22 protein-coding genes, 1 pseudogene and 1 riboswitch are annotated in these 23386 nt (G+C 73.2%); of the genes and pseudogenes, 12 read left to right on the top strand and 11 right to left on the bottom strand.

What is annotated here, in order from left to right:
• Positions 1–5 precede the first annotated feature (5 nt).
• On the top strand, positions 6–431 hold the full coding sequence (locus OG490_RS30525) for an RICIN domain-containing protein (RefSeq protein ID WP_330299484.1): 426 nt from the start codon (positions 6–8) through the stop codon (positions 429–431).
• Between the two features lie 46 nt (positions 432–477).
• Here the strand turns inward: OG490_RS30525 and OG490_RS30520 are convergent, their stop codons facing one another.
• Together OG490_RS30520 and OG490_RS30515 are read right to left on the bottom strand one after the other, a co-directional pair.
• Positions 478–1218, bottom strand: a complete 741-nt coding sequence (locus OG490_RS30520; protein WP_330301132.1) for a class I SAM-dependent methyltransferase — start codon at positions 1216–1218, stop codon at positions 478–480.
• 17 nt (positions 1219–1235) lie between these two features.
• Positions 1236–1541, bottom strand: coding sequence for a 4a-hydroxytetrahydrobiopterin dehydratase (locus OG490_RS30515; protein ID WP_330299483.1), 306 nt, complete (start codon positions 1539–1541; stop codon positions 1236–1238).
• A 314-nt stretch (positions 1542–1855) separates the two neighbouring features.
• Between OG490_RS30515 and OG490_RS30510 the strand changes: the two are divergent.
• Together OG490_RS30510 and OG490_RS30505 are read left to right on the top strand one after the other, a co-directional pair.
• Positions 1856–2221 (top strand): annotated as a pseudogene (locus OG490_RS30510) (FAD-dependent oxidoreductase); the annotation flags it as partial.
• Positions 2222–2230: 9 nt separating this feature from the next.
• Positions 2231–3028: a helix-turn-helix domain-containing protein gene (locus tag OG490_RS30505; protein ID WP_330299482.1), complete on the top strand. Its 798-nt coding sequence runs from the start codon at positions 2231–2233 to the stop codon at positions 3026–3028.
• Here the strand turns inward: OG490_RS30505 and OG490_RS30500 are convergent.
• The gene (locus tag OG490_RS30500; protein ID WP_330299481.1) at positions 3014–3436 is read right to left on the bottom strand and encodes a hypothetical protein; all 423 of its coding nucleotides are present in this window, start codon (positions 3434–3436) and stop codon (positions 3014–3016) included. The two genes, OG490_RS30505 and OG490_RS30500, sit on opposite strands and share 15 nt — an antisense overlap.
• A gap of 303 nt (positions 3437–3739) precedes the next feature.
• On the opposite strand from OG490_RS30500, the gene OG490_RS30495 reads away from it, so the two are divergent.
• From OG490_RS30495 to OG490_RS30480, 4 genes are all read left to right on the top strand, one after another.
• Positions 3740–4741, top strand: a complete 1002-nt coding sequence (locus tag OG490_RS30495; protein ID WP_330299480.1) for a hypothetical protein — start codon at positions 3740–3742, stop codon at positions 4739–4741.
• Positions 4738–5298 (top strand): toxin-antitoxin system, toxin component, encoded by a 561-nt coding sequence (locus OG490_RS30490; protein ID WP_330299479.1) that lies wholly within the window; start codon positions 4738–4740, stop codon positions 5296–5298. The genes OG490_RS30495 and OG490_RS30490 overlap by 4 nt, the downstream gene beginning before the upstream one ends.
• A 103-nt stretch (positions 5299–5401) precedes the next feature.
• Positions 5402–6910, top strand: coding sequence for an NAD(P)/FAD-dependent oxidoreductase (locus OG490_RS30485; RefSeq protein ID WP_330299478.1), 1509 nt, complete (start codon positions 5402–5404; stop codon positions 6908–6910).
• A complete protein-coding gene (locus tag OG490_RS30480; RefSeq protein WP_330299477.1) occupies positions 6907–8091 on the top strand; it encodes an MAB_1171c family putative transporter in 1185 nt (394 codons plus the stop codon). The genes OG490_RS30485 and OG490_RS30480 overlap by 4 nt, the downstream gene beginning before the upstream one ends.
• Positions 8092–8199: 108 nt before the next feature.
• Here the strand turns inward: OG490_RS30480 and OG490_RS30475 are convergent, their stop codons facing one another.
• Together OG490_RS30475 and OG490_RS30470 are read right to left on the bottom strand one after the other, a co-directional pair.
• Positions 8200–9708 (bottom strand): peptide MFS transporter, encoded by a 1509-nt coding sequence (locus tag OG490_RS30475; protein WP_330299476.1) that lies wholly within the window; start codon positions 9706–9708, stop codon positions 8200–8202.
• Between the two features lie 148 nt (positions 9709–9856).
• Complete coding sequence (locus tag OG490_RS30470) at positions 9857–10768, bottom strand: bifunctional 5,10-methylenetetrahydrofolate dehydrogenase/5,10-methenyltetrahydrofolate cyclohydrolase (protein ID WP_330299475.1); 912 nt, start codon at positions 10766–10768, stop codon at positions 9857–9859.
• A 28-nt stretch (positions 10769–10796) separates the two neighbouring features.
• Positions 10797–10890: riboswitch (ZMP/ZTP riboswitch) on the bottom strand.
• A 92-nt stretch (positions 10891–10982) separates the two neighbouring features.
• Here OG490_RS30470 and OG490_RS30465 point away from each other — a divergent pair.
• Positions 10983–11744, top strand: a complete 762-nt coding sequence (locus tag OG490_RS30465) for a methyltransferase domain-containing protein (RefSeq protein ID WP_330299474.1) — start codon at positions 10983–10985, stop codon at positions 11742–11744.
• Positions 11745–11956: 212 nt separating this feature from the next.
• Positions 11957–13531, top strand: a complete 1575-nt coding sequence (locus OG490_RS30460) for an RNA polymerase sigma factor (RefSeq protein WP_330299473.1) — start codon at positions 11957–11959, stop codon at positions 13529–13531.
• A gap of 18 nt (positions 13532–13549) precedes the next feature.
• On the opposite strand, the gene OG490_RS30455 is transcribed toward OG490_RS30460, so the two are convergent.
• The 5 genes from OG490_RS30455 to OG490_RS30435 all read right to left on the bottom strand — a co-directional run bounded on the left by OG490_RS30455 (position 13550) and on the right by OG490_RS30435 (position 19694).
• Positions 13550–15355: a vWA domain-containing protein gene (locus OG490_RS30455; protein ID WP_330299472.1), complete on the bottom strand. Its 1806-nt coding sequence runs from the start codon at positions 15353–15355 to the stop codon at positions 13550–13552.
• On the bottom strand, positions 15352–16413 hold the full coding sequence (locus OG490_RS30450) for an ATP-binding protein (RefSeq protein ID WP_330299471.1): 1062 nt from the start codon (positions 16411–16413) through the stop codon (positions 15352–15354). The genes OG490_RS30455 and OG490_RS30450 overlap by 4 nt, the downstream gene beginning before the upstream one ends.
• A gap of 97 nt (positions 16414–16510) precedes the next feature.
• Positions 16511–16960, bottom strand: coding sequence for an SRPBCC family protein (locus tag OG490_RS30445; RefSeq protein ID WP_330299470.1), 450 nt, complete (start codon positions 16958–16960; stop codon positions 16511–16513).
• A gap of 43 nt (positions 16961–17003) precedes the next feature.
• A complete protein-coding gene (locus tag OG490_RS30440) occupies positions 17004–19082 on the bottom strand; it encodes a phage holin family protein (protein WP_330299469.1) in 2079 nt (692 codons plus the stop codon).
• A 207-nt stretch (positions 19083–19289) separates the two neighbouring features.
• Positions 19290–19694, bottom strand: coding sequence for a hypothetical protein (locus OG490_RS30435; protein ID WP_330299468.1), 405 nt, complete (start codon positions 19692–19694; stop codon positions 19290–19292).
• Between the two features lie 140 nt (positions 19695–19834).
• Here OG490_RS30435 and OG490_RS30430 point away from each other — a divergent pair, with 140 nt between their 5' ends.
• From OG490_RS30430 to OG490_RS30420, 3 genes are all read left to right on the top strand, one after another.
• A complete protein-coding gene (locus OG490_RS30430; RefSeq protein ID WP_330299467.1) occupies positions 19835–20620 on the top strand; it encodes an MBL fold metallo-hydrolase in 786 nt (261 codons plus the stop codon).
• A gap of 26 nt (positions 20621–20646) precedes the next feature.
• Complete coding sequence (locus OG490_RS30425; protein ID WP_330301131.1) at positions 20647–21282, top strand: DedA family protein; 636 nt, start codon at positions 20647–20649, stop codon at positions 21280–21282.
• A 147-nt stretch (positions 21283–21429) separates the two neighbouring features.
• Entirely contained in the window at positions 21430–22155 is a 726-nt protein-coding gene (locus OG490_RS30420) for a DUF4232 domain-containing protein (protein WP_330299466.1), read from the top strand.
• 34 nt (positions 22156–22189) lie between these two features.
• Here OG490_RS30420 and OG490_RS30415 read toward each other — a convergent pair whose 3' ends face one another.
• Positions 22190–23368 carry an MBL fold metallo-hydrolase gene (locus tag OG490_RS30415; RefSeq protein WP_330299465.1) on the bottom strand — a complete coding sequence of 393 codons (1179 nt, stop codon included), beginning with the start codon at positions 23366–23368 and terminating at the stop codon, positions 22190–22192.
• Between the last annotated feature and the right edge of the window lie 18 nt (positions 23369–23386).

Raw genomic sequence — 23386 nt, 5'->3', positions numbered from 1 at the left:
CCGAGATGAGGGCGCCGGACGGCGTGTACCTGGTCCGCAACCTGGCGAGCGGGCTGCTGCTCCAGGTGGAGGGCGGCAACCGGGTGTGCGTCGGTCCGGCCGACGGGCCGGAGCCGGCCCGGCAGTGGGAGATCAGGCCCGTCCACAGCGGCGGCGGGATCTTCCACCTGGTCAGCGTCCACAACGGCAAGCGGCTCGACGTCGCGAACGCCTCGACCGAGAGCGGTGCCCGGGTCCAGGTGTGGAAGGCGAACGCCTTCGGGGCCCAGGAGTGGGTCGTCGAGGAGCACCTCGACGACCCCGGTGTCGTCTCCCTGATCGCCGCGATCAGCGGTCTGCCCCTGGAGGCCGACGCCGAGGGCCGGGCCCGCCAGGCCGAGGACACCGACGCGCCGTCGCAGTGGTGGCGCCTGGAGCGCGTGGACACCTGAGCGGCCGGGCGGCCGCGCGCCCCGGTCCCGTACGGACCCGCGCCCGTCAGTCCCGTACGAAGCTGCGCAGGCGGTACGTGGGGTCCGCGCGCGGGGAGTCCGGGGCCGGCAGGCGTGTCAGCCGGTCCGCGAGCTCCTGCGGGGTGGTGCCGCGCGGGCGGACCCGGGAGGCGTAGCGGCCGGCCAGCAGGGCGGCGGCGCTCCGGCGCGGGCTCACGCCCTGGCCGTGCCCGGTGAAGCGGGCTTCGGCGCCGGGGCGCAGGCCCGCCGCGGCCGCGTGGGCGGTGACCTCCGCCGTGGAGTCGGCGGGGGCACGGGTGAGGTGCGGCGCGAGCAGCGCGTCGATGTCGCTGCCGACGTCGTGGGCGGAGTCCTTGTCGACGGTGGCGACGAACACCCCGCCGGGGCGCAGGACCCGGGCCGCCTCGGCGATGACGGCGGCCACCGCGCCCGGTTCGCGCAGCAGGTGCAGCAGCCAGACCGCGGTCACCGCGTCGAGGGAGCCGGAGCGGACCGGGAGCCGGGTCGCGGAGGCGAGGACCACCGGGACTCCCCGGGAGAGGGCCATGGCGGCCATCCCCTGCGAGGAGTCCACGCCGGACACCCGCGCCCCGGGGCGGCCCGAGGCGATCCTGGTGGTGACGATGCCGGTGCCGCAGCCGAGGTCGAGCAGGGTCGCTGTGGCCGGCGGGAGGAGGCCGAGGACCGCCGCGGCGGCGGCCTCGGCGCGCGGGACTCCGCCGCGCGTGGCGTCGTAGGCCTCGGCTTCGGCGTCGTAGTCGAGCAGCGACTTCGGTACCGCCATCAGGCGGCGCCGTGGGCGGGGGCGAGGGACTCGACGCGCTCGGCGAGGGCGAAGTCGGCCTCGGTGACGGAGTCTGCGGCGTCGTGCGTGTTCACGGAGACGCGGACGGTGTTGTAGCCCAGGGTGAGGTCGGAGTGGTGGTTCAACTCGTCCTGCACGACGGCGATGTGGCTGACGAGGGCGCTCGCCGCGAAGTGGCTGCTCAGCCGGTAGGTGCGGAAGATCCGGTCGTCCTCGAAGGCCCAGCCGGGGAGTTCCCGCAACCGGTCCTCGATCTCCTTCTGCGAAAGCGGCTCTCTCGACATCCACAGGCTCCTTCCCCGTAGTGCGCACGCCCCGGCGTACGCGGCTGCCCGATTGACCTGACGTGGAGTCAAGGTTCCCACAGCTGACGCCCAGGGGAAGGTTTCGCGCCATAGTGCGTGCGGGTACTTCCGCGCCTTCCGTGCCCACCGTGCCGCCCCTGTCCTCCTGCGCCGGACGTGACCGTTACTGCCGGTAATACCGCTGGGTACCGCCGGACACCGAGGGAGCATCATCGTGACGCGCCCAGGAAACTCCAGGCGCACGTTCATCGCGGGGGCCGCGGCCACCGCAGGCGCGCTGTCCGCCGCGGGGGCCACAGCCTGAGGGGACCGGCACACCGAACCCGACCAACCAGGACCAGTTGCTGATCCACCCGACCGGCACCCTCCGCAACCGGCCGAGCGCGGGCACCCGCATCCCCAACTTCTTCCTCAGCGGGGACTACGTGGCGGTCGACATCGACCTCGCGACGATGGATGGCGCCAACGCCTCGGCCCGGGCGGCCGTCAACTCCCTCCTGGACCGGGACGGTTCGACGGCGGCGCGGTGCACCGTGCGGCCGCTGTACCGGGCTCCGGAGGTGGAACCCCTCAGGCGGCACGACCTGTGGCGCTACCGGCTCGGCCTGCGCAACGCCTTCGACCTGGGCCGACCCGGCCGCGGGCCCCGACTGGGCTAACTTCATGCCATGACGACTGCGACGGTGGGCGCCCTGTTGCGCACCTGGCGGGAGCGGCGCGGGTTCAGCCAGCTGGAACTGGCGGGCCGCGCCGACTCCTCCTCCCGGCACATCAGCTTCGTGGAGACCGGCCGGTCCCGGCCGAGCGAGGAGATGGTGCTGCGGCTCGCCGACCGGCTGGACGTGCCGGTGCGGGACCGCAACGCCCTGCTGCTGGCGGCCGGTTACGCGCCCCGGTACGCGCACACCCCGATGGACGACCCCTCGATGACGGTGCTGCGCGAGGGTCTGGAACGGCTGCTGACCGGCTACGAGCCGTATCCGGCACTGGTGGTGGACGCCACGTACGACGTGGTGGCGGCCAACCGGGGCATCATGATGCTGCTGGACGGAATGCCCGAGCACCTGCTGGCCGGGCCGCTCAACGCCATGCGGCTGACCCTGCACCCGGAGGGCCTCGCCCCCCGGATCCACAACCTCCGGGAGTGGCGGGGGCACCTGCTGGCCCAGATGGAGCGGCAGATCGCGCTGGCCCGCTCGGAGCCGCTGCGCGCCCTGTACGAGGAGGTGGCGGCGTATCCGCTGCCCCCGGCCTCGGAGCGGCCGGGCGACAGTGAACCGGACGAAGCAGTTCCGTACATCGCGCTTCCGCTGCGGATCGAGCACGACGGGCAGCTGCTCTCCTTCGTCTCCTCCATCTCCACCTTCAACACTCCGATGGACGTGACCGTCGCCGAGCTGGCCATCGAGACCCTGCTGCCCGCCGACCCGGCGACGGTGAAGTACCTGAGGTCACTGGCGCCCTGAGTCCGCGCGCAAGGCGAGCTGCTGCAGGAGCGCGAAGCCCGCGACGGTGAGCGCCTGCGCCGGGATCCACACCGCCCCCGCGGTGGTGGGCGCGAACCAGACGACGAGGGCTACCAGACTGAGCGCGGCCCAGGCGTAGTTGGCTTCGATGACGAGCCGGACGGGGAGGACCGGGGGCTGCCGGCGCGATGCCAGCAGGCCGACGCCCGCCCCGTAGAACACCAGGAACACCCCGAGCCCCAGCACCAGCCCCTGCCCGAGGCCGAGCAGCCGGCCGAGGGGCGCGGAGAAGGCGACGTAGGCGAGCCCGTTGCCCGCGGTGACGACCGAATCGAGGGCGAGGAAGCGGCGCAGCGCGGCCTGGGGGACGGCGGTACGGGCTACGGCGGTGAGCAGGGTTGCGGACATGGCGGATCAGCCTCCGTCGAGGGTCGTTCGGGCTGGTGGAGTACGGATGACCCGGGTTCCGGAGCCGAGTGCGCGGCGCCGGAACCCGATGGCTCCACTGTGCCGCCGGAGCTCTCGCCGGGTCGATTACCCCAGGGGTAATGGGCGCCTGGCGGCAGGCGGAGGCCTGGCTTCGGCCCCACATTTCTTGAGCCGGACGGAAGGAAATGTTGGGATCGTCCTGTTCCACCACGGAACCGAGGGCTACGCTTCACGCAGAGCAACCGATGCGAACCTTCTCTCTACTTGACGGAGAAACACCCGGTGCGTGCCACGGCCCGACCCGACCTCACCGCGGCCCGGGGCCGCGTCGTGGCGTTGGCGGAGCAGCGCGGCCAGGATCCGGAGCGCGTGCTCGCCGTGGAGCGGCTGAGCCGCCTGTCCGGGGTGGAACCGACCCGCATCCCCCGGGTCCTGGCCGGCACCGCCGCCGAACTGCCCCTGTACGAGCGGGTGCACCAGCGCTTCCTGCGGCTGCGCGCCACCCGCCGCGACAAGCACGGCCGGGAGTGGCCCCTGGCCGCCATAGCCGAGGACTTCGACGCGCCCGGCGCCTCCCTCGGCCCGCTCAACGCGGGCACCGGACTGCCCCGGCTCGGCCACGCGGCCGGAGTCCAGCGGTTCTTCGGGGTCTACGCCGGCTTCCTGCTCGCCGACAGCAAGAGCGCGGTGGAACGGGCCCTGGCCACGAGCGGAAGCAGTCCGACCGGCTCCGCCACCGGCGGCGCGGACGACCTCGAACACCTCTCGTACCTCACCGGCATCACCCCGCAGGCCATCCGGCTCACCCTCGACGGCAACCCGCCCCGGATCCCGCTCAAGGAGCAGGTCCGCCTCCGGTTCGAGCACCTGCGCCGCACCCGCCCCCGGGAAGACGGCCAGCCCCACTCCCTCTCCGCCATCGCCGGCTCCTTCGACGCCTCGGGCCAGTCCCTGACCCGCCTCGCACAGGGCGAGGGGCTGCCCAACCTCGCGGCGGCCGCCGGGATCCAGCGCTTCTACGGGGTCGAGGCCGGTTTCCTGCTGGCCGACGACGCCGAGGCGCTCGCCGCCGCCCTGGCGGAGATCGAGCGCGAGCTGGAGTCCGCGGAGCGGCCCGCGGAGAACCCGATGCTCGCCGTGATGCGGGCCCATGACGTGCGCAGCATCGTCACCCGGGCGGGCAAGCTCTCGCCGGGTGGCTGGAAGTCGCTGGCCGACCACCTGGACGACCTGCTCGCCCGCGAGGGACAACTGGGCCGCCCGGCCGAAGGGGAAGCGCCATGAGGACCACACGTGCCATGCGCAAGCTCGGCGCCGACCTGGTGGCGGGCGCCCGCCTGTCCCCGAACACCGAGGCCGCCGGCATCATCGCCGGGCTGTGCGGCGCCTACGGCCGCGACCGCGACCGGCCGGTGCTGTTCCGGTTCGCTGCCTTCCCGCCCGACACGGCCAGTGGGCTGTGGCTGGAAATGGAGGACCGCGACCTCCTCGTCATCGAGGAGCGCACCCGGCCCGAGCACCAGCTCGTCATCGCCTGCCACGAGCTGTGGCACCTGGACGAGGGCACCTGCGACCGGCACGGCGCCGGCATGGCGGTCGCGGCCCGGCTGTCGGAAGGCGGCGGCAGCCTGGCGGAGCTGCTGCGCTCCGACGGCGGGCTGGGCTCCGTCGTCCGGCAGGCCGCGGCCCGCGCCGACCGGGAGGATCCGGCGGAGATCCGCGCGGAGACCTTCGGGCTGCACCTCGGACTGATCCTCAAGACGTTCCTTCCACCACCCCGGGAAGAGCAAGTCCCCGAAGCGTTCGAGCGCATCAAGACCTCGTTCGGCTGGGGAGGTTGAGCGCGGCTCCGGTGTCCGCACCCGGCGGTCGGCCTCCGCCCCACCGCCGACGCGCTTCCTCCGCCGATGCGTTTGTGCACGGCCCGACAGAGAGCACCACACGATGACCCAGTCTTCCCCGCACCGCCACGCCGTCGTCATCGGCGGCAGCCTGGCCGGCCTGCTCGCGGCAGCCGTCCTCGCCGAGCACGCGACGGTCACGATCATCGAGGCGGACACTCTGCCGGAGGGCCCGGAGCCGCGCCGCGGACTCCCCCAGGCCCGGCACACCCACCTGCTGTGGTCGGGCGGCGCGCGCGCTGTCGAGGAGATCCTGCCCGGAATCACCGATGACTGGCAGGCAGCCGGGGCCGTCCGCCGCAGCCTGCCCACCGGTCTGGTCGGCAAGACCGCCCGGGGCTGGCTGCCGCGCCACGGCGAGATGCAGTTCAGCATCTCCTGCAGCCGCGACCTCCTCGACTCGGTGATCCGCTCCCGCGTCATCGAACTGGCTGGGGTCACCACCCTCCAGCAGAGCCGGGTCCGCGCCCTGGAGGGCGGTGCCGACCGGATCACCGGGGTCCGTGTGGACACCCCGGGCGAGGAGAACCGGCTGGTCACCGCCGATCTCGTGGTGGACGCGAGCGGCCGCGGCTCGCGCGCCCGCACCTGGCTGGAGGCGCTCGGCGTGAGCGGCCTCGAGGAGGCCGGGGTGGACTCCGGCCTGGTCTGCGCGACCCGCGTCTTCGAGGCACCGGAAGGCGCCCACGCCATGGGGTTCCCCATCATCGACGTGCGGTCCGACCCGCGGATGCGCGTACCCGGCCGGACGGCGACGATCGTCCCGATCGAGAACGGCCGGTGGCAGGCCACTCTCTCCGGCACCCACGGCGGCCGGCCCACCTCCGACCCGGAGGCCTTCCTCTCCTTCGCCAAGGGGGTCCGCGACCCGATCGTCGGCGAACTCCTCGAGGGCAGGAGGCCGCTGACCGGCGTCTCCGTCACCCGGGGCACCGCCAACCGCCGGATCTTCTTCGAGAACGCCGAACTCCCCGACGGCTTCTTCGCCGTAGGCGACTCGGTCGCCACCTTCAATCCGCTCTACGGCCAGGGCATGACGGTCGCCGCCCAGGGCATCCTCGCCGTCCGTACGCTGCTGCGCGCCAAGGGTCTGGCCCACCCCTCCATCGGCATCGGGGCGCAGCGCGCCATCGCCCCGCGGGTGGCCGCCGCCTGGGACCTCGCCACCTCGCAGGACATCAAGTACCCGGGTGCCACCGGCATGCAGCCGCGCGCCGGGGCCGGACTGCGCGGCGCGTACGTCGACCGGCTGATGACCGGTGCGACCACCACAAAATCGCTCACCGCCGCCCTGCTCCAGGTCGTCACCATGAACCGGGCGCCCGCGTACTGGCTCCGCCCCGCCGTGGTCCGGGAGGTGCTTCGGGCCTCCGGGCGCGGCGCCCTGAAGGCGGCTCCGCTGACCGCCGCGGAGCGGGCGGTCGCCGGCCTGGACCTGGACGGTCCGGCCGCGCCGCCGGTGCCCGCCCCGGCAGCCGGGACCGCACGGACCGCCCGGACCGTCGGGACCGGGACCGCGGGCCCGGCCGGCCCCGTAGGACGCGCGCGATGATGGACAGCCTCGTCCTCCTCGTCCCGGGCACGGTGATCGTCACGGCGCTGATCGTCAAGGCGCCGACCTTACGCCGGGGTTGGGACCAGCCCCCCGTACGGGCCGTGTACACCCTGCTCGTCGTGGGCGGGCTCGCCGTCTTCCTCTCGACGCCTCCGGCCATCGTCGCCGTCAACAGGCTGACCGGGGTGGTGAACTGCGCCGCCCCACTGGTCTACAGCCTGCTCACCGCCTTCTCGGGCGCCTGCATCGTGCTGATCCTGCACTGGAGCGGCCCCGCGACCCCGGCCGTGCGCCGGGCCACGCGGCTGACCGTGGCCGCCTACGGCGCCGTGACCGTGGCGATCGTCGTGTTGTTCGCCAAGGGCGAGGCACCGGTCGAGCAGCTGCGGGCCCTGGACACGTACTACGCCAACACGCCGTGGCTGCGCGAGATGATCATCTGCTATCTGTCGGCGCACACCGTGGGCAGCACCGCGCTCACCGTGCTGTGCCGGAAGTGGCTGCGCCGGCTGGATCCGGCGATGCGGCCGCTGCGTACGGGACTGGCCCTGCTCATGTTCGGCGGAGCGTTCGACCTGGCCTTCCTCGCCCTGAAGTGGACCGCGGTGATCGCCCGCTGGCGCGGTGGGGACCTGGACTACCTCTCCACGTACGTGGCACCCCCGGTGGCCGCCTCCGCGGCCCTGCTGGTCGGATCCGGGTTCATCGCACCGCTGGTCGGCGAATCGGCGCCCTGGCGGGACTACAGCCGCTACCGGCGGCTGCGGCCGCTCTGGGCGGCGCTGCGCGGATTCTCCCCGTGCGGGATGCGGCCCGTGCCGCTGACCTGGTGGTCCCCGGTCGGGATCCGGCTGATCCACCGCGAATCGGTGATCGACGACGGGATCCTGGCGCTGGTGTGCTGGTTCGACCCCGCCGTGCGCGCGCAGGCGTACGAGGCCGCGCGCGCCCAGGGCCGGCCCGAGCGGCACGCCGCCCTGGTGGCGGACGCGGCCATGCTCGCGGCCGCCTGCCAGCGCCGGGCGGCGGCCGAACGGGCGGGCGGGCGCTGGAGCGAGGCGGCGCCGGGCCGCGAGGCTCCGTACCGCCTGGACTCCCGGCCGCTGACCGAGCTGGCCCGGGAGTTCGACGTCTCCCCGATCGTCGCGGAAGTACGCCGCCGGGCCGCGGGGGTCTGACCGGGCCCGCTGGGCCCACCGGGTCCGCCCCTCGCGGCTCCATAGGCCTCCCTGAGGCCTCAGGGGGCCTGCGCCTCCCCCGGGGGCTCGCGGAGGCCGTACCCCGCGTCAGGCGGCCACCAGGACGGCCTCGGGGCTCTGTGACCCCTTGGCGGCCTCTCCCGTGAGCACCTTGAGCCGCTTGGTGAAGAAGACCATCACCGCGCCGGCCGCGATCACCATCGCGCCCTGCCACAGGAAGTTCCAGCTCTGGCCGATGACCGCGTCGAGCCGGGGCAGCTGCGCGCCGATGGCGTCTCCGGTGGCGGCCGCGAGGAACCAGACGCCCATCATCTGGTTGGTGAAGGCCCGCGGGGCGAGCTTCGCGGTGACCGACAGGCCCACCGGGCTGAGGCACATCTCGCCCATCACCTGGATCACGTAGACGCCCACCAGCCACATCAGCGAGACCTTGACGCCCTTGGAGGCGATGGCGGCGGCGCCCGACATGACCACGAAGGAGGCGCCGGTCAGCAGCAGGGCCAGGCCGAACTTGAACGGGGTGCTCATGCGCTTGCCCCGGCGGACCCAGAACACGGCGAAGAGCGGGGCCAGGACGATCACGAAGAGGGAGGGCAGCGACTGGGTCCAGCTGGCCGGGATGTGCCAGCCGAGCAGGGACAGGTCGGTCTTCTGGGCGGCGAACAGGTTCAGCTCGTTGCCCATCTGGTCGTAGACCAGCCAGAACAGCGTGGCGGCCAGGAAGAGCCAGACGTAGGCGCGCAGCCGGGTCCTCTCGACCGCGTCGACCTTGGGACTGCGGTACATGGAGAGCAGCACTCCGGCGGGGACCACCACGGCGACGATCGTGAGCACGAAGGTGATGTTGTCGATGCTCAGGGCGTGCGCGGCGACCAGCAGGCCGATCAGGACGGCCGTGAAGACCAGCCCGTACGAGGAGGTCCTGCGCACCTTGGCGCGCTCGGCGGGGGTCAGCCGGACCACGGGCTCCTCGCGCAGCTGGCCCGCGAGCCTGCGGCCGCCGAGGACGTACTGGACCAGGCCGAGCGCCATGCCGACGGCGGCGGCGCCGAAGCCGAGGTGCCAGTTGACCTCTTCGCCGAGGTAGCCGACGACGAGCGGGGCGATGACGGCGCCGAGGTTGATGCCCATGTAGAAGATCGAGTAGCCGGCGTCGCGGCGCTGGTCGTCCTCGGGGGCGTACAGCCGGCCGACGAGGGCGGAGATGTTCGGCTTGAGCAGGCCGGTGCCGATGACGATGAGGACCAGGCCGGGCCAGACGAAGACCGGGTTCGGGACGGCCATCAGGACGTGGCCGGCCATGATGACCACGCCGCCCCACAGGACGGCCCGGCGGGCGCCGAGGAAGCGGTCGGCGATCCAGCCGCCGGGCAGTGCCAGCAGCGAGATCATGGCCATGTAGACGCCTTCGACGGCTTCGGCGGTGCCCTCGTGGAGGCCCATTCCGCCGTGCCCGCGGGAGGCCGCGAGGAAGTGCACGAGGATGGCGACCATGCCGTAGAGGCTGAACCGCTCCCACAGCTCGGCGAGGACCAGGGTGGCGAGCCCGCGCGGGTGCCGCTGCCGCTTCTCGTGCATATCCATCGATGCGTTCACATATTCATTGCAACGGTGGGGCGGGCGGTCCGGATCGGCCTTTCGGCCCGTTACCCGCGGAAACGGAACACCCCGGACCGTAGGGCCCGGGGCGTTCGTCGTACGGTCGCACCCGCCGCGGCGGGACGAAGGTCGATCAGAGGGTCGCTCAGAGGTCGGCGAGCGCCAGACCGGCCTGCGCGGCGGCCGCCTGGACGGTCTGCTCCAGCAGCACCGCGATGGTCATCGGGCCGACACCGCCCGGCACGGGGGTGATCAGCGAGGCGCGCGCGGCGGCCGACTCGAAGTGGACGTCGCCGACGTTCCCCTCGTTGTACCCGGCGTCCAGGACCACCGCGCCCGGCTTGATGTCCTCGCCCCGGATGAACTCGGCCTTGCCGACGGCGGCGACCAGCACGTCCGCCTGGCGCACGATGGACGGCAGGTCCACGGTGCGGGAGTGGCAGTAGGTGACGGTGGCGTTCTGCTCCAGGAGCAGCATCCCGGCCGGCTTGCCCAGGATGGCGCTGCGGCCGACGACCACGGCGTGCTTGCCGGTCAGGTCCACGTCGTAGGCGGCGAGCAGGCGCATGATGCCGCCGGGGGTGCAGGAGACGAAGCCCGGCAGGCCGAAGCCCATGGCGGCGAAGGAGTGCATGGTGACCCCGTCGACGTCCTTGCCGGGGGCGATGGCCTCGAAGGCGGCGCGCTCGTCGATGTGGTGCGGGACCGGGTGCTGGAGCAGGATGCCGCTGATCTCCGGGTCCTCGGAGAGCGCGGTCAGGGTGGCGACGAGCTCCTCGGTGGTGGTCCCGGCCGGCAGCTCCACGTGGCGGGAGGTGATCCCGGCCTTGGCGCAGCGGTTCTGCTTCATGCGGACGTAGGTGACGGACGCGGGGTCCTCGCCGACCAGCACGGTCGCCAGACAGGGTGCGGTGCCGGTGCGCTCGGTGATCTTCGCGGCGTACTCGGCGGTCTGCTCCGAGATGCGGCGGGCGAGGGCGGTGCCGTCCATCAGCCGGGCGGTCTGCGCGTCCGTGGCCGTCGGCTGCGTGTTCACGGTCGTCTGGGCAGTCGTCATGGGGTCTCCTGAGCGTCGCTGCGGGATCGCGGTTCGCCCAGGCGCGCGGCAGTCGACGTACGGGAGTACGCCGGGCCGCTCCCCGGTGGTGATCCACCCGAACGCCAGTCACGGCCCGCCGCCCAGTGTAGGCGAAACCCCGGCGCTTCCTTCGGGGCCCCCGGGCCGTGCCAATCCGGTGGATGACCCGCGCCCGAGCTGGGAGGATCGAGACATGACGCGCACTTTCGACCATCTCGTCGCGGAAGCCGAGTCCGTATCCGTGGACGGCTGGGACTTCTCCTGGCTCGACGGCCGAGCCAGCGAGCAGCGGCCCTCCTGGGGCTACCAGCGCCTCCTCAAGGAGCGCCTGGCCCGTGTCAGCTCCGCTCTGGACATCCAGACCGGCGGCGGGGAGGTGCTCGCCGGAGCCGGGCCGCTGCCCCCGCTGATGGCCGCCACCGAGTCCTGGCCGCCGAACATCGACAAAGCGACCCGGCTGCTGCACCCGCTCGGCGCGGTGGTGGTCTCGGACAGCGACGAGCCCCCGCTGCCGTTCGGCGACGAGGCGTTCGAGTTCGTCTCCAGCCGGCATCCGGTGACGATCTGGTGGGAGGAGATCGCGCGGGTGCTGCGGCCCGGCGGCACGTACTTCTCCCAGCAGGTCGGTCCGGCGAGCGTCTTCGAGCTGGTCGAGTACTTCCTGGGCCCGCAGCCGGAGGCGGTCCGACGCGGCCGCCACCCCGACGACGCGGTCGCAGACGCCACGAAGGCGGGGCTGGAGGTGGTCGATCTGCGCTCGGAGCGACTGCGGACGGAGTTCCACGACATCGGAGCCGTGATCTACTTTCTACGGAAGGTGATCTGGATGGTGCCCGGCTTCACGGTCGGGCAGCACCGGGACCGGTTGCGCGAGCTGCACGAACAGATCGAACGCGAAGGCCCGTTCATCGCGCACACCGCCCGATTCCTCATCGAGGCCCGCAAAACGGGCTGAGAAATGGGCGGACGCAGCCACCGCCGATCGGTTGCCCGGTCACAGCGTGGCGCAGGTCACTCAATTCAGCGCGTAACGAATCTACTCGGGCGTGCGATGAACCGACAGGTGTCCTCGTGCGGCTCGGAATACAAACCCCCCTCGGGTCTGTTTCCCGAGTTCGCGCGATGATGTCCCGCCACCCCTTATCTGTTCGCAACGAGAGGCTCCTTGTGTCGCTCAGCCCGTCCCGTACGTTCCCCACGGAGATCGCCGAATCCGAGGCCCTGGTCGCTCTTGTCGAGCGCGGCCGCGAGCAGGGTCACATCAACGGTGATGACGTGCGCCAGGCCTTCGAGGCCGGCCGCATCCCGGTGGACCAGTGGAAGCGGGTCCTGCGCAGCCTGAACCAGGTCCTCGACGAGGAAGGTGTCGCACTTCACGTCAGCGCGGCGCCCGCGACGAAGGCTCCCGCCAAGAAGGCGCGCAAGGCGGCCGCCGCTCCGGCCCGCGCCGTCGCCAAGAAGGCTGCCGCCCCGCCGCGCCTGATCGGCGCGCGCAAGACGGCCGCTCCGGCCACCGCCGCGGCGATATCCGACCCGTCGGCCTCCGGCACCGAGGAGGAGGTGGCGGCGGAAGCCGCCGCCGCACCGAAGAAGCGGACGGTCAAGAAGACCGCCGTGAAGAAGACCGCCGTGAAGAAGACGGCTGCCACGAAGAAGGGCGCCAAGGACGGCGACGAGGGCGATGCCCCCGTGGCCGAGGGCGAGGACTGGGCAGCCGAGGACCTCGACGAGGGCGACGAGAAGGAGACGCCCAAGACGGGCGGCAGCGCCGGCTTCGTCCTGTCCGACGACGACGAGGACGACGCCCCGGCGCAGACGGTCATGGTGGCCGGCGCCACCGCCGACCCCGTCAAGGACTACCTCAAGCTCATCGGCAAGGTGCCGCTGCTCAACGCCGAGCAGGAGGTCGAGCTCGCCAAGCGCATCGAGGCCGGTCTCTTCTCCGAGTACAAGCTCGAAGAGGAGGAGGACCACAAGCCCGCGTTCAAGCGCGAGCTGGAGATCCTGGTCGAGGACGGCCGCCGCGCCAAGAACCACCTGCTGGAGGCCAACCTCCGCCTCGTGGTCTCGCTGGCCAAGCGCTACACCGGCCGCGGCATGCTCTTCCTGGACCTGATCCAGGAGGGCAACGTCGGTCTGATCCGCGCCGTGGAGAAGTTCGACTACACCAAGGGCTTCAAGTTCTCCACGTACGCCACCTGGTGGATCCGCCAGGCGATCACGCGCGCCATGGCCGACCAGTCGCGCACCATCCGCATCCCCGTCCACATGGTCGAGATCATCAACAAGCTGGCCCGTGTCCAGCGCCAGATGCTCCAGGACCTCGGCCGGGAGCCCACTCCGGAGGAGCTGGGCAAGGAACTCGACATGACCCCCGAGAAGGTCATCGAGGTCCAGAAGTACGGCCGCGAGCCGATCTCCCTACACACCCCGCTGGGTGAGGAGGGCGACAGCGAGTTCGGTGACCTCATCGAGGACTCCGAGGCGGTCGTGCCGGCCGACGCGGTCTCCTTCACCTTCCTCCAGGAGCAGCTCCAGTCGATCCTGGGCACGCTCTCGGAGCGCGAGGCGGGCGTGGTCTCCATGCGCTACGGCCTCAACGACGGCCAGCCGAAGACCCTCGACGAGATCGGCCGCGTGTACGGGGTCACCCGTGAGCGCATCCGCCAGATCGAGTCGAAGACCATGTCGAAGCTCCGTCACCCGTCGCGTTCGCAGGTGCTGCGCGACTACCTCGACTAAAAATCGGGGCCGCGCCCCTCAGGCCAGTCGGAAGACCGGCCCGCGGGGCGTGAACGGCAGGGAGGCGCCCTGCGGAACCAGGAAGGCGTGCTCGCGCCGGATCCGCAGGGTGTCGGTCCACCCGTCCGTGATCACCAGCACCGGGGCTCCGGGCGGGAAGTCCTGCGCCCGCAGCAGCAGGTCGATGCCCGGCTGCAGCACGGTCCCGCCCCGGCCGCGCACCTTCACCCGGCCCGCGATCTCGCTCGGGGGCAGATAGCCCGCGTCGTACGGCGCCGCGTCGCAGAACACGACGCGGGCGGCCGGAACGTCGCGGGCTTCGGCGTACGAGGCGATGGCGCCGAGCGCCTTGCCGAGCAGGGCGGTGTCCATCGACGCCGAGGTGTCGAGCACCACGCCGAAGGTGCAGCGGGCCGTCTCCTCGGCCGGGAAGTACCGGCCCGCGCGCGGGATGTCCGGGGTCGAGGCCTGGCGGCGGGCCGGCCGCGCGAAGCTGCGTACCGGGTCCGGTCGGGGCACGTACTCGTCGAACCAGCGGGCCAGGCGCGCGTCCCACGGCACCGGAGGGTGGGCCAGGGCCCGGATCTCCTGGATCAGCCCGGCGGGAAGCAGGCCGCGCTCCCCGTATTCGTGCAGGTCGAAGCCCTGGACCAGGCCGCGCCGGTAGAACTCGTCGAGGTCCGTGTACGGTCCGCTCCCCGGGTGGACCAGCGGCTCGCCCAGGATGTCCCCGCGGCCCTTTCCGCGCAGGGTGGCCAGCCGGCGCATCCGGCGCAGGTCGCCGGTGATCCGGTCGTAGACCTCCTCCACGGAGAGGTCCCGCAGCTCCGGGTCGTACAGCAGCCCCTCGGGCATCTCGCCCACGCCCATCTCCACGAGCCAGCCGTTGACCACGTAGTCGGCGGCCACGTTGTGCAGGTACGGATCACGGGCGCCGCGGCGCTCCCCGTGGCGCAGGGCGGCGTGCAGCATCTCGTGGGCCAGGATGAACCGCCACTCCCCGTCGGCGAAGGTGCGCAGCGGATTGATGTAGATCTCCCCGGCGGACGCGCTGACGGCCGCGATGTCGATGCCCTGGGCGCGGGCCAGCTCGGCGTCGGCGACGAGCCGCAGGCCCGCGGCGAGGCCGCCGAGCAGCGGGTAGGACGAGACGAACCAGTTCAGGGCGCGTTCCCAGGGCTGCGGCCGGTGTCCCTCCCGGCCGGCGGCCAGGTCCATGGTGGCGGACACGGACCGGGTCAGGGCGTGGGCGAAGCCGGTCTGCCAGTCGGGGACCGACGCGCTCCAGTGGCTCCAGGTGTCCAGGATCTGGTCGGGGGCGCCGGGAGCACTTGTCCCGCAATCCCCGTACCGCTCCGGGACCCCGTCCCGGCGCCAGGCGCCGGCGAGCTGCTCCTCGTCGCCGCCCGGGTACTGCTCGGGCAGCCGGTCGGGGGCCCGGCCCATGGAGAAGGTCAGCAGGAAGCGGTTGACGACCACGCAGCGGGCGGCGAGGTCGGCGCGGTCGGGCTGCGGCCGGTCGGCCTCCTCGGAGGCGGGGACGTGCCCGAAGCCGAGGTGCAGCAGGCAGTGGGCCAGGGCCCAGGCCCACTCTGCGGGCGCCGCGCGGCGGGTGGGGTGGGCGTGGATGACGCCGTTGGAGGTGACCACGGCGAGGCCGGCGGCGGTGCAGTGCCCGCACTTCTCGCTGCGGCAGTGGGTGGCCGAGACGGCGTTCAGGGCGGGGTTGTGCCGGACGGCCGCCCGCCCGGCCTCGTAGGCGAGGGTGGCCGGATCGGGCTTGGCCTGCTGGGACTTCGGCTGGTTGGCCTTGCGGGTGGTCACCGGCGGGCCTCGACCAGGCGGGGCATGTCGCGGGCGGCCTCGATGAGGAACCAGGCGGGCAGCACCGGCTGCCCGTCGGCGTCGTCGGCGATGACGGTCTGGGCCACCTCGACGGAGATCTCGGCGAGCTGCACCAGCAGGGACTTGGCGCGGTAGGCGGTCTGCCGGAGCGCGGGAGAGACGTGTTCCTTGCGGGCCGGGAGGTCCTTGACCAGGCGGCCGCGGAAGGCCTCGGCGAGGTAGTACAGCAGGTCCCGGTCCTCCAGGCGGCGCGGCCAGCTCGCGTCGCCCTTGATGACCGCCTCGATGCCGAAGGTGTGGCGGACGATCTTGGCGTAGCCGCGGAAGGAGACGGCGTGCGCGGGGGTGAGGGTGCCGTGCGCGAGCACCCCGAGGGTCTGCTCGTCCAGGTCCGGGCCGAAGGAGTGCAGGGCGTCGGAGAGCATGTGCCAGGAGCGGGGCGTGGAGAAGGGCTCCTCGCTCTTGGGCGGCTGCGACCACAGGTGGTCGGGGCGATCGGTGAGGTAGTCGGTGACCCAGGGGTGGATGTCGTTCTCGCCGGCCCACACCAGCCAGTCCCCGGCGGAGGCCCGGAGGTGGACGTGGGTGAGCCGGTTGACGAGCGCGGAGGCGATGGGCCGGGCCAGGGCGTTGTCGGTGGCGCGGTTGCCCGCACCGATGACTATGGAGCCGGCCGGCAGCTCGTACGAGCCGATCCGGCGGTCCAGGATCAGCGAGTAGAAGGCCTTCTGGACGTCCGGGCTCGCGGCGTTGAGCTCGTCGAGGAACAGGCAGTACGGCTCCTCGCGGGCGATGGCCTCGGGCGGGCAGAACACCGAACGCCCGTCACGGATCTGCGGTACGCCGATCAGGTCCTCGGGCGCGAGCTGCGTACCGAGCAGGCTGACGCACTCCAGCCCCAGCGAGTCGGCGAACCTGCGCACGAGCGAGGACTTGCCGATCCCGGGTGCGCCCCACAGGAACACGGGCCGAACGGTGGCGAGTCCGAGGAGCAGTTCGGGGAGCTGGGCGGGGGTGACGGTGACGGCAGCCTGCACGGGGAGATTTCCTCATGATCGGGTGTGTGGTGCGCCCAGTGTGGGCGCACCGTGTGTCCCGTAGCACCCGGTTTTCCCGTCGGCGTCAGGCGGCCCGTCAGGCGGCGGAGTGCTCCAGCAGGTGCTTGAGCTTCTCCTCGCTGCGGGGCATCTCCTTGCGGACCATGGGCTTGACCGCGAGCGGGACGAGGGCCCTGCCCAGGCCGTGGCCCTCGAAGTCGACGGCCAGGGTCACGCGCGAGCGGGTCCCGCCGTCGAGGGGTTCGATGTGGCCCCGCACGTCCGGGCGGACCGGCCCGTCCAGGCCGTGCATGTGCCAGCTCCTCGGCGGATCGAGCTCCAGGACCTGCATGACGGTGGGAACGCGCCGCTTGCCGATCTGCCGCGTGACCATCACCTTCGACCCGACCTGGACGGGGAGATCGCCCATCGGGACGGCGGAGACGGCGCTGTCCTGCCACTCCGGCAGGTGCGTGGGATCCGTGACGTACGCGTAGACGTCCTCGGGACTGCGGTCGATGTCGATGCTCTTGCTGATCGCGGACATGGCGACTCCCTGGAGCCCCCCTGGCTGGCCTCCTCCTTCCAAATTACGCCGCGGGCGCGGAGGCCGCGCCACTCCCGTGGCCGGTGACCGGGACCTGGGGGCCGTCCGCCTCGCGGAGCCAGCCCCGCAGCACCTCGTGCACCGACTCCGCGCCCACCAGCTCCGCGCCCGGCCCGGGCTCCGGCTCCGCCAGCTCCACCGGCCACATCAGGAACGGGTGCCCCTGCTCCCCGCCCAGGCCCCCGTGCGAGCCGATCTGCTCCTCGAAGGCGTGCACCGCACCCGTCAGCGGGTCGTACGCCGAGTTCACCATCACGTCGGCCACGTGCGGGAAGGAGTCCGTGCGCCGCACCGCCTGCGCCGCCCCCGGCCCGAACTCCGCCAGCAGCTCCTCCGCCGCGCCGGGCACGTCGAGCCGCGCCTCGGCCCCGCCCGGCCCCAGCACCACCCCGTCCACCAGCAGGAACCCCACCCCCGGATGGGAGGCCAGGGTCGCCAGCAGGGCCGGGTACGCGCGCTCGATCCGCTCCCTCGACGCCCGGCCGGGCAGGTCCGGAAAGGAGATCAGCCCGAGGTTTCCGGACGCCAGTACCACGGGGTCCGGGCCCCGCCCGGGGCGGGCCTCCCCGTCCTCCTCCTCGACCGGCCGGTGCAGGGCGGCCCGTACCGCGGCACGCGCCTCGGCCCCGCTGTGCGTCCGGCCGGCCTTGCGGGACACGGGCAGCCCGCAGCCCGCGCGGACCAGGTCCTTCAGGGTGAGCCCGTACCGGCCGAGGAAGGTCTCCCCCGGGCTCTGGCCGTGGTCCGAGAGCAGCACGATCCTGTAGTCCCGGGGCGCGTGCTCGGCGACCCGGGCGATCAGGGCGAGGCTGCGGTCCATCCGGGCGAGCACCTGGTCGGTGTCGCGGCCGCGCGGGCCCGAGTGGTGGGCGACCTCGTCGTAGGCGACGAGGTCGGCGTAGACCGCGGCGCGCCCGGCCAGCATGTCGCCGATCACCGCCGCGACCACCACGTCCCGCTCCACCACCGTCGCGAAGGCGCGGATCAGCGGGTACAGCCCGCCGCGGCCGACGCGCGGCCGCTCCCCGCGCAGGCGGCCGCGCAGGGACTGGGTGATCTCCCGGCCGACCTCGGCGGTGAAGGACAGCGCGGTGCGCACGGAGTTGGCCGGGTCGGAGAAGTACGCGAAGTAGCCGGCGCGGGAGCGGTTCTCGGGGCCCCGGCGCGCGGAGACGGACAGGACCAGGGCCAACTGGCCCGCGCCGCCGCTGAAGAGGTTGCCGCGGCTGGCTCCGTCGAGGGTGAGCAGGCCTCCGTGTCCGGTGCGCTCGACCGCACGCCGCTGGAGTTCGGCGGCGCTGGTGGGCCGGTTGCAGACCATGACCTCGCCGGTGTCCTTCTCGTACCAGCGGAAGGCGGGCACGTCGAAGTTGGAGCCGTGCAGGATGCCGAGCTGGCTGGCGCCGGTCTGGCTGGACCAGTCGGTCCGCCAGGACCTGATGCGGTGGGTCCGGTCGAGCCAGTCGGCGACCGTGGGCATCAGGCCGCTGCCCGCGGCGTTGCGCAGCATCTCGTACCCGACCCCGTCGAGCTGGAGGAAGACCAGGCCGGGCGCGTGCTCGCCGGCTCCGGGCGCGCCCTCGCGGCGCTGCCTGCGGCGGCGCCGGTCGGCGAGCCGGTAGAGCCGGCGGCGGTAGGCCTCGTCGTCCCGTACGGCGAGGGCGGTGGAGGTGGCCGATGCCACGGCGGACATGACGGCCGCGACCACCACGGCCGTCTCCGGGGCCACGTCGCCGCGCCCGGCCGGGATCAGGCTGAGGGCCATCAGCAGCAGGGAGCCGTTGAGGAAGAACACGAGCAGGCCGAGCACCAGGGCCGGTACGAGCAGCAGGGCACGGACGAGAACCGGCCAGACCAGGGCGCTCAGGAGGCCGAACGCCCCGGCGCCGAGGGCCGCCGTCAGTCCTATCTGCGTGATGCTGTCACGGTCCCCGCCCTCGGGCTGGAGCCTGAAGTCGGGAAGGATCCCCGCGAGGGCGAGCATCGTGAGGGTGGACACCGCCCAGACGATGACCACCCGCAGCGCGGTGCCGCCCGCGCTCCGCCACCGGCCTCGCAACACGCCGCACCCACCTCACCACCGTGGCCCGCACCGCGCCGCCGAGCCCCCGTCCCACTTGCTCCAGGCTCGCACAGCGGGGCCGTCACGGCCGGATGACACGGGTGGCGCACGCGCGTACGGAAGGTGGCGCGGGGTGTACCGGGGCGGCTCCCGCGCGCAACTGTCCCTGTGGGGTCGGTCCGTGGGGGTCGGTCCGCCGGGGGCGGTCTACGTGCCGTCGTAGCCGGCGGTGGGCATGGAGAGCCGGCGGTGTACCTCGGCCTTCATCGCGGAGGTGTACCGCGGCTCGTCGAGACCGGCGGTTTCCAGCCGTACGCCGCGCCGCTCGCACTCGGCGGCGAACTCGTCCACGGAGCGCAGCGCGCGGTCCAGGACCCGGTGGTTGGCGGCGACGAACAGGTCGACGCGGCCCGCGTCCACATCGCTCCAGAGCCCGCAGTGGTCGGGGCGCAGCCCGTAGACGAGGAGTTCGCGCGTGATCACGTACCCCTGCCCGGCGGCCCAGCGGGCGCACATGGCGTGCTGGCTCCGGGTGTCGACGGCGAAGGGATCGGCGTCCAGATCCTCAAGCGGGGCCAGGCTGGCGATCGCGGCCACGCGCAGCTCATCCATGCCGCCCGACCCTACTCCGATCCGCGGCCGGGGAGGAGGGGGCGTGGGAGTCCGGTTCCGGGCGATTGCGCCGGGCAGCCTTTAGGCTCGGCGGAGTCGGGAACGGGCGGGGCAGGGGCGGGAAGGCGGAGGGGGAACGGATGCCGGTGGAGATCACCTGGTGGGGTCATGCCACGTGCACGGTCGAGGACTCCGGGGTCCGGCTGCTGACGGACCCGCTGTTCGCCCGGCGTCTGGCCCATCTGCGGCGCCGTCGCGGGGCGGTGCCCCCGCCGCAGGCGTCGCTCGCGGACGCGGTGCTCGTCTCGCACCTGCACTCCGACCATCTGCATCTGCCCTCGCTGGCACGGCTGGCGGCCGGGACCCGGCTGCTGGTGCCGCGCGGGGCCCGGCGGGCGGTGCCGGGACTGGCGCGGATCGCGGACCTACGGGGGCTGGCGGTGACGGAGATGTCGCCGGGGGACGGGACCACCGTGGCGGGCTCCGCCGGAGAGGTACGGGTTCGGGCGGTCAGCGCCTCCCACGACGGGCGGCGGCTGCCGTTCGGGCCGCGGCTGGCCCCGGCGCTCGGGTACGTGGTGGAGGGCGCGGCGCGGACGTACTTCGCCGGGGACACCGGGCTGTTCGACTCGATGGTCCAGGAGGTCGGGCCGGTGGACGTGGCCCTGCTGCCGGTGGGCGGCTGGGGCCCCTACCTGGGCCCCGGACACCTGGATCCGGCGGGCGCCGCGCGGGCGCTGGCCCTGCTGGCGCCGGCGGCCGCCCTTCCGGTGCACTGGGGGACCTACTGGCCGATCGGGATGGACGCGGTGCGGCCGCACGAGTTCCACTCGCCGGGCGAGGAGTTCGTACGGCATGCGCGGCGGGAGGCCCCGAAGGTGGCCGTCGTGGTGCCGGCGCACGGTGAGCGGGTGCGGCTCCCGTGACCACGGCCGCAACCGTGTCCTCGACCCTGCACCAGCTCGCGCAGAGCGCGGCGCAGGTCCCCGGCGAATCCACCCAGCAGGCCATCGGCTACCCGACGTTGTTCGTGCTGGTGGCGCTGGGCGCGCTGGTGCCGGTCATTCCGACGGGCGCGCTGGTCAGCACCGCGGCGGTGGTGGCCTTCCACCAGGACTCGCTGCCCTTCGGCCTGTTGCTGGTGTTCGGGGTCTCCTCCCTGGCCGCGTTCGCCGGGGACCTGGCGCTGTACTGGCTGGGCCGGCGCGGGGTCTCCTCCCGCAACGGCTCGCGCTGGCTGGAAGCCCTGCGGCGGCGGGCCTCCCCCGAACGCCTCGCCCAGGCCCAGCGCAAGCTGGACGAGCACGGAGTACTGGTCCTCGTGGTCTCCCGGCTGCTCCCGGGCGGCCGGATCCCGGTGATGCTCGCCTGCCTGCTGGCGGAGCTCCCGCTGCGCCGCTTCGCCCGCGGCGACGCCCCGGCCTGCCTGGCCTGGGCGGCGACCTACGGCCTGATCGGCATCCTGGGCGGCTCGCTCTTCTCGGACCCCTGGAAGGGTGTGGTCCTGGCGGTGGCCCTCACCGTGGCCATCAGCGCGGCCCCGTCCCTGTGGCGGCGCCTGCGCGGCGGGAGCAGCTTGCGCGGCTGACGCGGCCGACCGGAGCACGGAACGGCGACCCCCATGTCCTGAGTCCGTAACGGTTGCCCGGGGCAAGGACTCCGGCGATCGCGGCGGGGCATGAACGGGGCGGTCGACCAATCCAATCCAGCCATATGAAGGCACACGGGGGCCATCATGCGCACTGTCCGCACCAGTTGGAAAACCTACGCCCTCGGGGTCACGGCCGTCGCCGCGCTCCTGTCGTCGGCGGCCTGCCAGTCCGGCACCCCGGGCGACGGCAAGAGCCCCACCGCATCCGGCAGCCCGAGCGCGACCCGCACGCCCACCCCCTCCGCGACCCCGAGCGCGGCGGGCACCGCGAGCCCGGGCGGCGGGACCACGCCCGGCGCCTCGCCGAGTCCCGGCAAGGCCTCGGGCGGATCCGGCGGATCCGGCGGAGACAAGAACGCCGCCGTGGCGTGCAACGACAACGACCTCTCGATCACCCTGTCGACCTACCGCCAGGACTCGGGGCAGCACCTCCTGATCACGGCCACCAACATCACCGGCAAGGCCTGCACCCTCTACCACTATCCGCGCGTCGGCTTCGGCGCCACCATCGAGGGTCCGCTCGCCGCGGTGGGGCCCAAGCCGCAGGCGATCGCCACGATCGGGCCGAAGGAGAAGGCGTACGCGGGCCTGTTCGTCTTCCGGCCGGGCGAGGCCACGGTCACCGTGACGGCGGTGTCCCTGGGCTACCAGGACCGCGCCTTCGACAGCAACCGGGACGTGGCCATGCTCGACCACGCGGTGTCCAAGGAGATCGACTCCCTCACCGTCGGCTCCGGCGCCCGGATCACCTACTGGAACCGGGACCTCAAGTCGGTCGAGGACTTCATGTTCAGGTCGGGCAACAGCTAGGCCGTCTCTTTCAGATCTTGTCGGTCAGGTCCGGTCACAGGACTCCCGACCCGCCGATCGGGAGGTCCCACAGGTGCTCGCGGGGGCGGCCGGTGCGGGACCAGGCGGCGCGCGTGCGGTGCAGGGGTTCCATCACCGGCTCGGCGGACAGGGCGAAGGTCGCCCAGTGCATGGGGGCCATCCGGCGCGCCCCCACGTCCAGGCAGGCCTGGACGGCTTCCTCCGGGTCGGCGTGGACGTCCCGCAGCCACCACCGCGGGGCGTACGCGCCGATCGGGAGGAGCGCCAGGTCGATGCCGGGATGGCGGCGGCCGATCTCGCCGAACCAGTGCCCGTAGCCGGTGTCGCCGGCGAAGTAGACCTTCTTCGGGGTCTCGGCCCGCAGGTCGGTGAGGATCCAGCCGCCCCACAGGGTGCGGCAGGCATCGAGCAGGGACCGCTTGGACCAGTGGTGCGCGGGGACGAAGTCGAAGCGTACGCCGCCCAGTTCGGCCGACTCCCACCAGTCGAGCTCGGTGACCCGGGTGAAGCCCCGGCGCCTGCACCAGCGCGCGAGGCCGGCCGGGACGAAGAGCGGCGTGTGGCGCGGGAGCCGCTTGAGGGTCGGGGCGTCGAGGTGGTCGTAGTGGTTGTGGCTGATCACCACGGCGTCGACCGGCGACAGTTCCTCCCAGCGCACCCCGACCGGGGTCATCCGCGCCGGGGTTCCGAGGATCCGGCGGGACCAGACGGGGTCGGTCAGCACCGTCAGCCCGCCGACCCCGAGGATCCAGCTGGCGTGCCCGGCCCAGGTGACGGACACCGTCCCGGTGGTCGGGGCGGGCACCGGGGCGGGCTCGTAGGGCAGGTCGGGGATGCCGCGCAGCCCGTCGGGGGCGGGCCGGAAGGCGCCTTCGCGGGCGAGCCGGGCGAACGCGCGCAGGCCGGGCAGCGGGGTGGTCAGCCGGTCGGAGAACGAGCGGGGCCACAGCCGGTGCTCGCCCAGCGGGCGCACCACGGGAGCCGGCGCCACCGCCGGGCCCGGCGCGGGAGCCGGATCGGACGCCGCTGGCGGAACGGAAGGCGCCGGCCGCACCGGCGGGTGACGGACGAAGGAGGCGGCGGCGGTCCGGGCGGGCGCGGAGCCGGCGGCGGGAGCCGGTGCGGCTGCTCCGGGCACGACACCGGGGGCGGGTCCGGGCGCGGCACCGGGGGCGCCCGTCTGATCCCTCATCGAGAAGTCTCCGTTCAC

The organism is Streptomyces sp. NBC_00503, from assembly GCF_036346895.1.
Lineage (GTDB): Bacteria > Actinomycetota > Actinomycetes > Streptomycetales > Streptomycetaceae > Streptomyces.
This window is presented reverse-complemented; position numbering and strand designations above follow the sequence as displayed.

Coding starts and splice junctions, on each gene's coding strand:
- OG490_RS30525 (WP_330299484.1), top strand. CDS start 6: ATGAGGGCGCCGGACGGCGTGTACCTGGTCCGCAACCTGGCGAGCGGG.
- OG490_RS30515 (WP_330299483.1), bottom strand. CDS start 1,541: ATGTCGAGAGAGCCGCTTTCGCAGAAGGAGATCGAGGACCGGTTGCGG.
- OG490_RS30505 (WP_330299482.1), top strand. CDS start 2,231: ATGACGACTGCGACGGTGGGCGCCCTGTTGCGCACCTGGCGGGAGCGG.
- OG490_RS30500 (WP_330299481.1), bottom strand. CDS start 3,436: ATGTCCGCAACCCTGCTCACCGCCGTAGCCCGTACCGCCGTCCCCCAG.
- OG490_RS30490 (WP_330299479.1), top strand. CDS start 4,738: ATGAGGACCACACGTGCCATGCGCAAGCTCGGCGCCGACCTGGTGGCG.
- OG490_RS30485 (WP_330299478.1), top strand. CDS start 5,402: ATGACCCAGTCTTCCCCGCACCGCCACGCCGTCGTCATCGGCGGCAGC.
- OG490_RS30480 (WP_330299477.1), top strand. CDS start 6,907: ATGATGGACAGCCTCGTCCTCCTCGTCCCGGGCACGGTGATCGTCACG.
- OG490_RS30470 (WP_330299475.1), bottom strand. CDS start 10,768: ATGACGACTGCCCAGACGACCGTGAACACGCAGCCGACGGCCACGGAC.
- OG490_RS30465 (WP_330299474.1), top strand. CDS start 10,983: ATGACGCGCACTTTCGACCATCTCGTCGCGGAAGCCGAGTCCGTATCC.
- OG490_RS30445 (WP_330299470.1), bottom strand. CDS start 16,960: ATGTCCGCGATCAGCAAGAGCATCGACATCGACCGCAGTCCCGAGGAC.
- OG490_RS30435 (WP_330299468.1), bottom strand. CDS start 19,694: ATGGATGAGCTGCGCGTGGCCGCGATCGCCAGCCTGGCCCCGCTTGAG.
- OG490_RS30430 (WP_330299467.1), top strand. CDS start 19,835: ATGCCGGTGGAGATCACCTGGTGGGGTCATGCCACGTGCACGGTCGAG.
- OG490_RS30420 (WP_330299466.1), top strand. CDS start 21,430: ATGCGCACTGTCCGCACCAGTTGGAAAACCTACGCCCTCGGGGTCACG.
- OG490_RS30415 (WP_330299465.1), bottom strand. CDS start 23,368: ATGAGGGATCAGACGGGCGCCCCCGGTGCCGCGCCCGGACCCGCCCCC.